Raw genomic sequence first — 12,907 nt, forward strand, 5'->3', positions numbered from 1 at the left:
GTCAACGGCCGCCACGACATATCGGAGTACCTGGATGTACCAGGCCGCGCCCGAGCCGATGAAACCTGATCGGGATCGATGCCCGGAGCGCCACGCGGGTGCCGGCAGCGTTAGCCGCTGACCCGGTCGTGGGGGAGTGGTGCCTGGCGGATGCCGATGAGGTTGCCGAACGGGTCGAGCAGCTGGCAGAGACGCTCGCCGGTCATGATGGTCTTGGGCCCGCGGTGCGCGGTCGCACCGTGCGCGACCCATGCCGCGGTCACCGCGTCGACGTCCGCCACGTCCCAGTACGCGACGCAGCCGGCCGGCCCGCCGGTGTTGAACTCGTCGAACGAGTGCAGCGTCAGGCTGGTGCCGCCGAGGTCGAAGCGGGCGAGCTGAGTGGCCCGGAGGGTGGGCGGGGCGCCCAGCCGGTCGGTGTACCAGGCGGTCGCGGCGGCGAGGTCGGGCACGAAGCAGAAGACGTCGGCGACGGTGGTGAACGGGCCGGTCATGGGGTGCGAGACCTCGTTTGCGCTCATGACATCACCCTCCCCGCTGTTGCGGTGGTTGCCATCTGTCGAACGACTGCCGAGCCAACGCGCTGATGCGCGTTGCTTAAGCGCGTTACCGGCAGTGGGGAGCATCACGAACCGCCGTTACCCAGCCGTTACAAAGGCTCATCTTGTCTCTACTCGAAATCAGGTGTTCACTTTCGCTAACGCGCGTTGGCAACGCGCGTTAGGGGCTCCGGCCTCGCTCCCTCCGCATCTGTCAGCGAGGTAAACCCATGGCCCTTCTTCCTGCCGGTCCCACCCCTGATCTGCCGATCGACAAAGTGCGGCCGCCGGTCGGCGCCCGCTACGTCTGGCTGAACATCGCCGCGATGTTCGGCGTCTACCTCGCCTTCGTCACCCCGATCGCGCTGTCGCTGGCGATCAAAGTCGGTCAGCTGGCGCCGGGCCGCGAGGAGTACCTCGGCTACATCATCGGCGTCGGCTCGCTGGCGGCGATCATCGCGAACCCGATCGTCGGCACGCTCAGCGACCGGCTTCGCTCCCGGTTCGGCCAGCGCCGGCCCTTCCTTCTCCTGGGTACGGCGATCGGCCTGATCGCTCTCGTGGTCATCGTCCAGTCGTCCTCGGTGCTGGTGCTGGGTCTCGGCTGGATGCTCGCCCAGGCCGGCTGGGCGCCGGTCATCACCCTGCTGCTGACCTCGCAGGCGGACCAGCTCCCCGAGGAACAGCGGGGCCGGGTCGCCGGGCTCGGCGGAGTCGTCACCCAGATGGCCCCGGTCGTCGGCGTTCTGCTCGTCGGTGGATTCGCCGGCAACAGCCTGCTGCTGTTCCTGGTGCCCGGCATCGTCGGCGCTCTCGCGGTGCTGTCGTTCGTCCTGTTCGTGCCGGAGGCCGACAACCGCGACGTGCCCCGCTCCGACGTGCCACTGAGCGCCGGTTCGTTGCTACGGACCTACACGTTCAGCCCGCGCCGGCACCCCGATTTCGCGTGGAACTGGCTCGGCAAGTTCCTGGTCATGTTCGGCATCACCCTGAACACCACGTTCACCGCGTTCTTCCTGGCCGACCGCCTCGACGTGTCGGTCGAGGAGGTGGCCGGCACCGTCGCGATCATGGGCATCGGCGGCATCGCCACCGGCATGGCCGGTGCGATCGGCGGCGGCTTCCTCTCCGACCGCCTCAAACGGCGCCGGATCTTCGTCCTGGTCGGCACGGCGATCTTCGCCGGCGGCGCCGTTCTGCTGGCGTTCGCCCCGTCGATGCCGTTGATCATCGTTGCGTCGCTGATCGGCACGCTGGGGCTGGGCGCGTTCTCCAGCGTGGACCAGGCGCTGACCCTCGACGTGCTGCCCGACCGGGACACCGACGCCGGCCGGTACATGGGCGTCTTCGCGTTCGCCACCACGTCCGCCCAGGGCATCGCCCCGTTCATCGCCCCGGCGTTCCTGGCGATCGGAGCCTCCGGCGGGGACAAGAACTACACCCTGCTCTACCTGGTGGCCGCCGTCGTCACCCTCGCCGGTGGCCTGACCATCGCCACCCGCATCAAGAACGTCCGGTAAGGAGCCACCGTGCACCGCACATCGTTCAACGAAGGCTGGGAGTTCCGGCCGAAGGTCAACCCGTTCGCGGAACTCTCCGGGGCATCGGCGCCGTGGGAGACGGTGACGCTGCCGCACGACGCGATGATCGGCCAGGATCGTGACCCGGCAGGCGATCCCGCGAACGCCTACTTCCCCGGCGGGACCTGGGAGTACCGCAAGACCTTCCACCTGCCCGAACACCTCGTCGGCAAGCGGATCCTGCTGGAGTTCGAGGGCGTCTACCGTGACGCGACGGTCTTCATCAACGGCGTCTACGCCGGGCAGCGTCCGTACGGCTACTCCCTCTTCCGCGTCGACGCCGGCCGGTTCCTGCGCCCGGGTGACAACGAGATCCGGGTGGAGGCCCGCGCCCACAAGGATTCCCGGTGGTACACCGGCGCCGGCATCTACCGCGACGTCTGGCTGCTCGACGGTGACCTGGTCCGCATCGCCCCCGACGGCGTTGTGGTCACCACGCCGGACATCGACGGCGAACGCGCGGTCGTCGAGGTCGCCACGTCGGTGGTCAACGATTCCATCAGCATCCACACCGTGGACGTGACGACCACGATCCGGGACGTCACGACCAGGACCACGCCGCTCACGATCCCGCCGGGGGAGACGGTCACGCTGCGGCAACGGTTCTACGTGCCGCGGCCGTCGCGATGGAGCGTCGACGACCCGAACCTCTACACCGCCGACGTGTGGCTCGGTGAGCTCGACGCCGAGACGGTCACGTTCGGCATCCGGGACCTGCGCCTCGACCCCGTACACGGGCTGCGGATCAACGGCGAGACCGTGACGTTGCGCGGCGCCTGCGTCCACCACGACAACGGCATCCTCGGCGCGGCCACCCACGCCACCGCCGAGGAACGCCGGATCCGGCTGCTCAAGGCCGCCGGATTCAATGCGATCCGGGTCTCGCACCAGCCGGCCAGCGTGGCGATGCTGGACGCCTGCGACCGGCTCGGCATGCTCGTCATCGACGAGGCCTTCGACATGTGGACCTCCGGCAAGACCGAATTCGACTACCACCTGCACTTCGAGCAGTGGTGGGAACGCGACCTCGAAGCGTTGGTCGCCAAGGACCGCAACCACGCATCCGTGATCATGTACTCGATCGGCAACGAAATCCCCGAGACCGGCTCGCCCGCGGGCGCCCTCTGGGGACGCAGACTCGCCGAGAAGGTCCGCGACCTCGACAGCACCCGCTACGTCACCAACGGCATCAACAACATGCTCGCCGTTCTGGACGCCGTGATGGAGGGACGCAAGCAGCGCGGCCAGGATCAGGGCGGCGGCATCAACACCGCGATGGCCGACGCCGGCGCCATGATGAACATGATCGGTCAGTCCGAGATGGTCACGACGCGGACCGCCGAGTCCTACGGCCTGCTCGACGTGGCCGGCATGAATTACTCGGAGAGCCGCTACGCGATGGACGCCGAGCTGTTCCCGGAGCGGATCATCCTGGGCACCGAGACGTTCCCGACCCGCATCGACGAGCTGTGGGCCCTGGTCAAGCAGCACCCGCACGTCATCGGTGACTTCACCTGGACCGGCTGGGACTACCTCGGCGAAGTCGGTATCGGCCGCCCGCAATACCTGGACCCGGACGCGCCGCGGGCCTTCGCCGCCCCGTACCCGCACCTCACCGCCGACGCCGGTGACATCGACATTCTCGGACACCGCCGACCGGCCTCGTTCTACCGGGAGATCGTCTTCGGGTTGCGCACCGCGCCTTACCTCGCGGTCCGGCGGCCCCAGCACCACGGCAAGACCTTCATCGGTACGCCCTGGGCGTGGTCCGACAGCATCAACTCCTGGACATGGCCCGGCTTCGAGGGGGCACCGATCGTCGTCGAGGTCTACGCCGACGCCGACGAGGTCGAGTTGTCCGTGAACGGTCAGTCCCACGGCCGCACGACGATCGAACGGTTCCGTGCCGAGTTCGAACTCGGCTACGAGCCCGGGGAACTCGTCGTCATCGCGTACCGAAGTGGGGTGGAAATCGGCCGTGACCAGCTGCGAAGCGCGAGCGAGCCGACCAGCGTGCGGGCCGCCGCCGAGCGTGCTGTGATCACCGACGGTGAGCTCGCCTATGTCGCGCTCACCCTGAGCGACGCCGCGGGGACCGTGCACACCGCCGCCGACCTGCCGGTCACCGTCGACATCAGCGGCGGCGAACTGATCGGTTTCGGAAGCGCCGATCCCTCGACCGAGCAACGGTACGACCGGAGCACCCGCACCACCTACGAAGGACGCGCCCTGCTCGTGGTGCGCCCGACCGGCCCCGGTGACGTCCGGGTGATCGCCACCGCGCCCGGATGCGAAAGCGCCGAAGCGCTGGTCACCGTGGAGAAGCGGCCGTGAGAGCAGTCCGTCTCAGGACCGAATATCTGGCCGAGCCCCTCGGTCTGGACATCGCCCGGCCACGGTTCTACTGGAACGCCGAGGCCGGAACCGTGCAGACCGCTTACCGGATCGTCGCCCGGCGCGGCGACGAGACGGTGTGGGACAGCGGCAAGGTGGCCTCCGCGCGGATGACCCACGTCGGGTGGGACGGCACGGCCCTGACCAGCCGGGACCGGATCGACTGGACGGTCACCCTGTGGGACGAGAACGACGTCGCGGGGGAGGGCGCGTCGAGCTGGTTCGAGATGGGGCTGCTCGAAAAGGGCGACTGGACGGGCCGCTGGATCACCGGTGACTATCGGCCGAAGAAGCACGCCCGCTATCCGGTCGACTGCTTCCGGCAGGAGTTCGACACCCGGCGGGTGGTGATCCGGGCACGGCTCTACATCACCGCCTGCGGGGTGTACGAGGCGTTCCTGAACGGCCGGCGGGTCGGTGACGCCGCCCTCGCGCCGGGCAGCACCGATTACCGGCACCGGCTGCACTACCAGGTCTACGACGTGCTCGACCTGCTGTCCGGCCGCAACCTGCTCGACGTGCGAGTCGGCGACGGCTGGTACCGGGGTTCGGTCAACGCCTTCGGCTCGACCAACGTGTTCGGGCGGCGGACGAAGCTGCTGTGCCAGCTGGAACTCACCTACGCCGACGGCAGCGCCGAGACGATCGGCAGCGACGACTCGTGGGCGTGGAGCAACGACGGCCCGATCCGGTTCGCCGACCTCCAGGACGGTGAGGTCTACGACGCCGGTCGGGTGCCGTCCTACGCCGGCCGGGCCCGGCTCACCACCGAACGCCTCGTGCCCCGGGCCGCGAACAACGTCGTACCGAAAGAGCACGAGATCCTCCGGCCGTCACTGCTCACCACCCCCAGCGGGCAGCGCGTCCTCGACTTCGGGCAGAACATCGCGGGTTTCGTCGCCTTCACCGTGCGGGGTTCCGCCGGGCAACGCGTGGTGATGCGCCTCGGCGAGATCCTCGACGCCTCCGGGGAGTTCACCCAGCGGAACTTCCAGGAGCGCAAACCGGTCAAGGAGCCCGGCAAGCTGACCTCGGTCCTGCTCATCTCCGGTCAGGCCGGCCGCATCCGCGGCGAGCTGCAACCCACCCCGAAGCAGGAGATCGACTTCACCTGTAGCGGCGGCCTCGACCACTACCGGACGTCGTTCGCCGTGTTCGGCTTCCGCTACGCGCTCGTCGAGACGGACCTGCCGATCGATCCGGCCGCCTTCTCCGCTGTCGCGGTCTACTCCGACATGGGCTCCACCGGCGACTTCACCTGCTCGAACGCGGACGTGAACAGGTTCGTCGAGAACACCCGCTGGAGTATGAAGGGCAACTTCCTCGACGTGCCGACCGACTGCCCGACCCGGGAACGGATCGGCTGGACCGGCGACGCGCAGGTCTTCTTCGACACCGCGGCGCACCTGATGGACGTGTCCGCGTTCTTCCGCAAATGGCTGCATGACCTGCGTGACGGGCAGCTCACGAGCGGGAAACCGTCGGCTGTCGCGCCATACAGCGGGCTGTCGATGCTCTACGACAGCACCGGCGGCTCGGTCGGCTGGGGTGACGCGGTCGTGCTGGTCCCGTACCGGTTCTGGAAACGGTACGGCGACGTCTCGGTGCTGCGCGAGTTCTACGACATGATGCGTGCCTACGCGCTTTTCATGATCAAAAACACAAGCCCTGGGTACGCGTACCAGAAGGGCGTTCAGCTCGGCGAATGGCTCGAACCCGAAGAGTTCCGTGACCCGATGGGCGCGCGCGGCAGGGTTCCGCAGACCGAGGTCGCCACCGCGTACCTGCACTACACGATGACGCTGATGGCCGAGGTCGCCGGTGCGCTGGACCACGGCACCGACGAGACGCTCTTCCGGGAGTACGCGCAGGGGGCGAAGGCGGCGTACCTGCGCCTGTTCGCCGGCACCTTCGACACCGATCGGCAGGCCAAACTGGTACGTCCGCTCGCCCTGGGCCTGGTCGACGGCGACCTCAAGCGGACAGTGCAGCAGCGGCTGGTGCAAGCGGTGGAGAACCGCGGATACCGGGTCGGCACCGGATTTCTGTCCACACCGTTCCTGCTCCCGGCGCTCACCGACGCCGGGCGCGCCGACGTCGCCTACCGGGTGCTGCAGAACGAGCAGGCACCGAGCTGGCTCGCCGAGGTGAAAGCCGGCGCCACCACCGTGTGGGAGGACTGGGAAGGCACGGTCAGCCATAACCACTACGCGCCCGGCGCGGTCTGCCAGTGGCTGTTCGACACCGTGGCCGGCATCCGGGTCGACGGCGAGAACCGGTTCGTGATCGCCCCGGTCCCCGGCGGTGGTCTGACCTATGCCGCCGCCTCGTACACCAGCCTGTACGGCACCGTCACCAGCCGCTGGGAGGACGGCGTCCTCGACGTGACAGTGCCACCCAACACGACCGCCGAGATCGTCCTGCCGGACGGCAAGCGGCACACCGCCGGAGCGGGCACCCACGCGTACGACATCGAAGGGTTCACCTCGTGACAAGTTTCCCCACGCCGTTCCTCTGGGGTGCCGCCGCCGCGCCGCATCAGATCGAGGGCAACAACGTCAACAGCGACTGGTGGCTCTACGAGCAGCGGATGCCGCACCTCGGGCTCAGCGGCGACGCCGTCGACAGTTACCACCGCTATGCCGAGGACATGCGGCTGCTTGCCGACGCCGGCCTCACCGCCTATCGCTTCGGCATCGAATGGGCACGGGTCGAGCCGCTGCCCGGCGAGTTCTCCCGGGCCGAGCTGGCGCATTACCGGCGGATGATCGACACCGCGATCGGGGCCGGGCTCACGCCGGTCGTGACGCTGCACCACTTCACCAGCCCGCGCTGGTTCGTGGAAGAGGGCGGCTGGCACGGTGACACCGCGATCAGACGGTTCACCGATTACGTCACCCGGGTGACCGGGATCCTCGACGGCGTCGAGTGGATCTGCACCATCAACGAGCCGAACATGCTCGCCCTGATGGTGCTGATGGCCCGTGCGATCAACCCCGGCGCCGTACCCGCGTTCGACACCCCCACGGTCCAGCGGGGTGAAGGCGGCATCGTGATCCCGCGCCCGACCCTGGAGATCGGCCACCGGCTCGTCGACGCCCACCACGCGGCGCGTGCGGTGCTGAAGGAACGCACCAGCGCGAACGTCGGCTGGACGGTCGCGAACCTCGGCCTCTGGGCGAAGCCGGAGAACGCCGAGTACCTGCCGGCCGAGCTCTACGCCCGTGAGGACCTCTACCTCGAGGGCGCTCGCGGCGACGATTTCATCGGGGTGCAGTCGTACTCGACGCAGGAGATCGACGCCGGCGGCATGGTGCCTGCCGCGCCGAGCCCGGACAACACGCTGACCGGCGCCGCCTATCGGCCGGACGCGCTCGGCATCACGGTCCGGCACGCGGTGGCGGTCACCGGCGCCCCGGTCCTGGTCACCGAGAACGGCATCGCCACGGCCGACGACGAGCGCCGCATCGCGTACACGACCGGTGCGCTTCACGGGCTGCGCGCGGCGATCGCCGACGGTGTCGACGTGCGCGGTTACCTGCACTGGTCCGCCCTGGACAACTTCGAGTGGGGCCATTGGGAGCCGACGTTCGGCCTGATCGCGGTCGACCGGGACGACTTCACCCGGCACCCCAAGCCCAGCCTCGCGTGGCTCGGGGGCATCGCCCGCGGCAACGGCGCGAACCTGTCAGATTCGAAAGCGAGCATCCAGCCATGAGCACTGTTCCGTACCGTGATCCCGCCCTGCCGGTGGCCGAGCGGGTCGAGGACCTCCTCGGCCGGCTGACCCTTGCCGAGAAGGCCGGCCAGCTGAGCCAGTACTTCTACCTCGCCGGATTCGGTGAGCCGCCGGCGGACCTCGACATCGATGCGCTGCCGCCGGAGCACCAGGCGTACCTGCGTCAGCCGGCGATGGTCGACGCCGCCGTCGAGAGCGGCGGTGCCGGGTCGGTGCTGTTCGTGACGAAGGCATCCGTCGCGAACCGGCTGCAGCGGCTCGCCGTCGAGGGTTCCCGGCACGGCATTCCGCTGATCTTCGGGTTCGATGTCATCCACGGCCTGCGGACCATCTTCCCGGTCCCGATCGCGCAGGCCGCGTCCTGGGATCCGGATGCCGTCGCGGCGGCCCAGTCGATCGCGGCCCGGGAAGCGCGGGCCGTCGGTATCCACTGGACGTTCGCGCCGATGGTCGACATCGCCCGTGACCCACGGTGGGGGCGCATCATCGAAGGTCCGGGCGAGGACCCGTACCTCGGCGCGGTGTTCGCCGCCGCGCAGGTGCGCGGATTTCAGGGTGACCTCGGGCCGCGGAACATCCTGGCCGGGCCCAAGCACTTCGCCGGGTACGGCGCCGCCCGCGGCGGCCGTGACTACGACGACGCCGAGGTGTCGGACTCGGAGCTGTACAACGTCTACCTGCCGCCCTTCCAGGCGGCGATCGACGCCGGCGCGGCGAACGTGATGAGCGCCTACATGGACTTCAACGGCGTCCCCGCCAGCGGCAACGCCCGGCTGCTGACCGACATCCTGCGTGGCGAACTCGGCTTCGACGGTTTCGTCGTCTCCGACGCCAACGCGGTCAAGTCGCTGGAGACCCAGCACTTCGCGCGATCCGCCACGGACGCCGGAGCCCGGGCCGTGACCGCCGGACTGGACATGGAGATGTGCATCTTCGACCCGGCGTTCGGCTCCCTGCCGGAAGCCGTCTCCCAGGGCCTCGTCGACGAAGCCACCATCGACACCGCCGTGCGCCGCGTCCTGACCGCGAAGTTCCGCCTCGGCCTATTCGAGAACCCGTACGTCGACGAGCAGAACACCGACCTGGTGCTCGACGCCGCCGAGCACCGTGAGCTCGCCCGCGCCGCCGCCGAACGCACGGCCGTGCTGCTCAAGAACGAGCAGGCGGCGCTGCCGCTGAACACGGCCGGCGTCGGCTCGATCGCGGTGATCGGCCAGCTCGCGGACAGCAAGCGCGACACGCTGGGCCCGTGGGTGTTCGTCCACGACACCGCCGAGACCGTCAGCATCCTCGACGGCATCCGCACCCGGGCCGGCGACCAGGTGAGTGTCGAGCACGCGCCGGGCGCCGGCATCCCGGCCCGGCGGTACGCGTCGATGTTCGACCGCCAGGACCCGGACGTCGTGAACACCCCGGCCGGCTACGACGACGACACCGAGATCGACCGTGCGGTCGCGCTCGCGGCCGGCGCGGACGTCGCCGTGGTCGTCGTGGGGGAGCGGCAGAACCAGATCGGCGAGAACGCCTCGACGTCGACCCTCGACCTGCCCGGCCGTCAGCTGGAGCAGTTGCGGCGCATCACCGCGACCGGGACCCCGGTCGTGCTGCTCGTGATGTCGGGCCGTCCCCTGGACCTGCGCTGGGCACAGGAGAACGTGCCGGCGATCCTTCAGGTCTGGTACCCGGGCAGCCGCGGCGGTGACGCCGTCGCGGCAGTGCTGTTCGGTGACACCTCCCCGGCGGGCCGGCTGCCTTTCACCTGGCCGCGCCATGTCGGCCAGGTGCCGATGGTCTACTCCCACCTGCGCACGTTCCAGCCGGAGAACCAGGACAAACGCTACTGGGACGAGGAGTCGGCTCCGCTCTACCCCTTCGGTCACGGCCTCAGCTACGCCGCGTTCCGGTACGACGACCTGCGCGCCGACCGCGAACAGGTCGTCATCGGCGACACCGCCATGGTGTCCGTGAACGTCACCAACACCTCCGGACGGGAGGCCGACGAGGTGGTGCAGCTCTACATCCACCAGCGGTATGGCACCTCCTCCCGCCCGGTCCGTGAGCTCAAGGGCTTCCAACGGATCACGCTCACCGCGGGCGAGACCCGTACCGTCGTATTTGATCTTGGTCCTTCTGAACTTCGGTATTGGAGCGCGGCGACCCACGGGTGGGTGCAGGACGCCACCACCCTCGACATCTGGGCCGGCGGCAGCTCGACGGCCGGCCTGTCGACCGTCCTGACCGTCACCGCCGCGAAGGAATCCGATGACTGAGACTCTCTCCGACTACGACACCGTCCGTCACCTGCACCAACGTCTCGGTGTCGCCCGCGACGCCGAAGAAGCGGGCCGGCTCGCCATCGCCGCCGGCCTCGACGTCGAACTCGCCATGGCGTACGGATACGGCCCGACCCTCGCCCAGGCGGTCCACCGCGGTGTCGTCCCGGCGGAACAACTGGACCAGGCGGCATGGCGCGTGCTGCGGGACAAGTTCGCACTCGGCCTGTTCGACCGGCCGTACGCCGACGAGGACCCGGTCGTCATCAGCGAGGTCGCCGCGCAGGGCAGCGATCTGTCCGCCCGGCTCGCCCGCCAGTCGGTGACCCTGCTGAAGAACGATGACGGCGTGCTGCCGTTGCGGCGCGACCTGCGCCGGATCGCGATCGTCGGCCCGCACGCCGACGGCGTCTCGGTCGCCTTCCCGACCTACACCTATCCCGCGATGCTGGAGATGTTCCGGGCCCGGGTCACCGGCGAGCGTGGCGCCATGCCGGGCACCGAGCACATGGCCGGTGACATGCCACCCGAAGCGATCTCGCTGCTTCGCCAGACCATCGCCGGCGCCCTCGGCACACCGATCGACGAGTACCTGCGCGACAACTACGGCGCGCAGTCACTCGCCGACGCGGTCCGCCTCGCCGTACCCGATGCCGAGGTCATCGTGGCCGCCGGCTGCGGCGTCCTGGACGAGGAACCGGCTGACATCGCCGCCGCGGTGACGGCGGCGAGCGACGCCGACGTGGTCATCCTCGCGCTCGGCGGCCGCGCCGGCTGGTTCACCCCGCGCATCTCCGAAGGCGAAGGCTGCGACACCGCTGACATCGACCTCCCGGCCAACCAGGTCGCGCTCGTCGAAGCCGTCGCCGCGACCGGCACACCCTGCGTGGGCGTTGTCTGCACCGGACGGCCGATGGCCCTGACCGCGATCGCAGGCCACCTGCCGGCGCTGCTCTACGGCTATTACGGCGGCCAGCACGCCGCCGCCGCCATGGCCGGCGCACTTTTCGGCGACGTCAACCCCGCGGGCAAGCTCCCCATCACGATCCCGCGGCACAGCGGGCAGGTGCCGATCTATCATGGTCAGCTCACCGGCAGCGGTTACCACCGCACCGGCCAGGACATGCACCAGGGATATCTGGACATGCCCTCAACCCCGCTGTACACCTTCGGCCACGGACTCAGTTACACCACCTTTGGGTACGCCGATCTGGAACTCAACGCCCGTGAGGTCGACAGCGAAGCAGCGGTCACCGTCGCGCTGACCGTGACCAACACCGGCGAACGAGCCGGTGAGGAGGTCGTCCAGCTCTACTTCAGCGATCAGGCCACCGGTCTGGAACGACCCGCGCGGGAACTCGTCGGCTTCGCCCGTCTCGACCTGCCCGCCGGTGCCGCGGCCACTGTCGAGTTCACCGTGCGGATGGACCAGCTCGGTTACCTCGGCCTCGACGGCGACTTCATCCTCGAACCCGGCCCGGTCCAGGTCCTCGCCGGGAGCTCCTCCAGCGACATCCGCCTGCGCGGCGCCTTTGACATCGTCGGCAAGACGGTGGTCCTGGACGGCCGCCGGTCGTACCTCTCGCAGGCCACCATCCGGTAGCGCGCGGGGTCCCGTGGTGGCTTCAGTGAGCCAGGTTGCCGGGTGCCGGGCCCGGACGGGTCTTCGAGGTTTCCCCGCGGCGGAAGGTGGTCTCCTGGTCGCGCCGGCCGGTCTGCGTCCGGCGTCTGTCCCGATTCATCTGCCCGTTCGCCGGGAGTCCGGTCGCCGCCCGGTCCGCGCTGGTCCGGAACCGCGGGGCCGGCCCGGCTGAGCGGCCGGACCGTCGACGGCGCCGGGGTTGGAGAACAGCATCGGCGGCGCCACGGGACGGGTGGAGATCGGCGGCGGCCACTCCGATGCGGCGATCTGCGCCCCGGTGACCGGCAGGGCCGGCGAGATGTGGTCAAGCAGCCGCTGCGCGAGATTCGCGTCGATAGCCAGGTCCGGGCTGATACGCACGTCTACGGCAGTCGCCAGGTCCACGATGTCGTCACTGGTGAAAACCGCGGCGCCCAGGGTGCTGAGCCGGCGGGCAAATTCGTGAACATTGATCATTTGCATCTGCATTCCTCTGCTTGCTGATGACCCAGCGTAACCGTCGCGTTGTTTGAACTTTCCGCGCCGGTGGCGGTGACCGGTCCACCGGCCGACGGAGGACAGGAGCGCGGGAATCGGCCGCGGCCGGGCCGGGCCTTCACGCCGGCCGGCAAGGAGTTGATCAAGTGCAGTACAGGGCCTGTTCAACCTCTTGTCATCCCATGCGGACATCGATCCGGTCGGTGGATGGAGGCCTCGGCCGATGAGCGGATTCCCCCAAGATCAACGGCCTTCAGGATCGT

At 69.2% G+C, this 12,907-nt stretch carries 8 protein-coding genes; 6 read left to right on the forward strand and 2 right to left on the reverse strand.

Annotated features, from left to right (window positions below; genetic code table 11):
- Positions 1-110: 110 nt before the first annotated feature.
- Positions 111-521 (reverse strand): VOC family protein, encoded by a 411-nt coding sequence (locus B0I29_RS40885; RefSeq protein ID WP_181558234.1) that lies wholly within the window; start codon positions 519-521, stop codon positions 111-113.
- Positions 522-769: 248 nt separating this feature from the next.
- On the opposite strand from B0I29_RS40885, the gene B0I29_RS40890 reads away from it, so the two are divergent.
- Genes B0I29_RS40890 through B0I29_RS40915 form a run of 6 tightly spaced genes read left to right on the forward strand, consistent with a single transcriptional unit; the run spans position 770 to position 12,128 of the window.
- Positions 770-2,059, forward strand: a complete 1,290-nt coding sequence (locus tag B0I29_RS40890; protein WP_111654561.1) for an MFS transporter — start codon at positions 770-772, stop codon at positions 2,057-2,059.
- 9 nt (positions 2,060-2,068) lie between these two features.
- Positions 2,069-4,453 (forward strand): glycoside hydrolase family 2 TIM barrel-domain containing protein, encoded by a 2,385-nt coding sequence (locus B0I29_RS40895; RefSeq protein WP_111654562.1) that lies wholly within the window; start codon positions 2,069-2,071, stop codon positions 4,451-4,453.
- A complete protein-coding gene (locus B0I29_RS40900) occupies positions 4,450-7,005 on the forward strand; it encodes a family 78 glycoside hydrolase catalytic domain (RefSeq protein ID WP_111654563.1) in 2,556 nt (851 codons plus the stop codon). Before B0I29_RS40895 ends, B0I29_RS40900 begins: the two co-directional genes overlap by 4 nt.
- Positions 7,002-8,231: a family 1 glycosylhydrolase gene (locus B0I29_RS40905; protein ID WP_111654564.1), complete on the forward strand. Its 1,230-nt coding sequence runs from the start codon at positions 7,002-7,004 to the stop codon at positions 8,229-8,231. Before B0I29_RS40900 ends, B0I29_RS40905 begins: the two co-directional genes overlap by 4 nt.
- Complete coding sequence (locus tag B0I29_RS40910) at positions 8,228-10,522, forward strand: glycoside hydrolase family 3 N-terminal domain-containing protein (RefSeq protein WP_111654565.1); 2,295 nt, start codon at positions 8,228-8,230, stop codon at positions 10,520-10,522. Before B0I29_RS40905 ends, B0I29_RS40910 begins: the two co-directional genes overlap by 4 nt.
- Positions 10,515-12,128, forward strand: coding sequence for a glycoside hydrolase family 3 C-terminal domain-containing protein (locus B0I29_RS40915; RefSeq protein WP_111654566.1), 1,614 nt, complete (start codon positions 10,515-10,517; stop codon positions 12,126-12,128). Before B0I29_RS40910 ends, B0I29_RS40915 begins: the two co-directional genes overlap by 8 nt.
- A gap of 135 nt (positions 12,129-12,263) precedes the next feature.
- On the opposite strand, the gene B0I29_RS40920 is transcribed toward B0I29_RS40915, so the two are convergent.
- Positions 12,264-12,623: a hypothetical protein gene (locus tag B0I29_RS40920; protein ID WP_146617057.1), complete on the reverse strand. Its 360-nt coding sequence runs from the start codon at positions 12,621-12,623 to the stop codon at positions 12,264-12,266.
- Between the last annotated feature and the right edge of the window lie 284 nt (positions 12,624-12,907).

The organism is Actinoplanes lutulentus, assembly GCF_003259845.1.
Classification (GTDB): domain Bacteria; phylum Actinomycetota; class Actinomycetes; order Mycobacteriales; family Micromonosporaceae; genus Actinoplanes; species Actinoplanes lutulentus.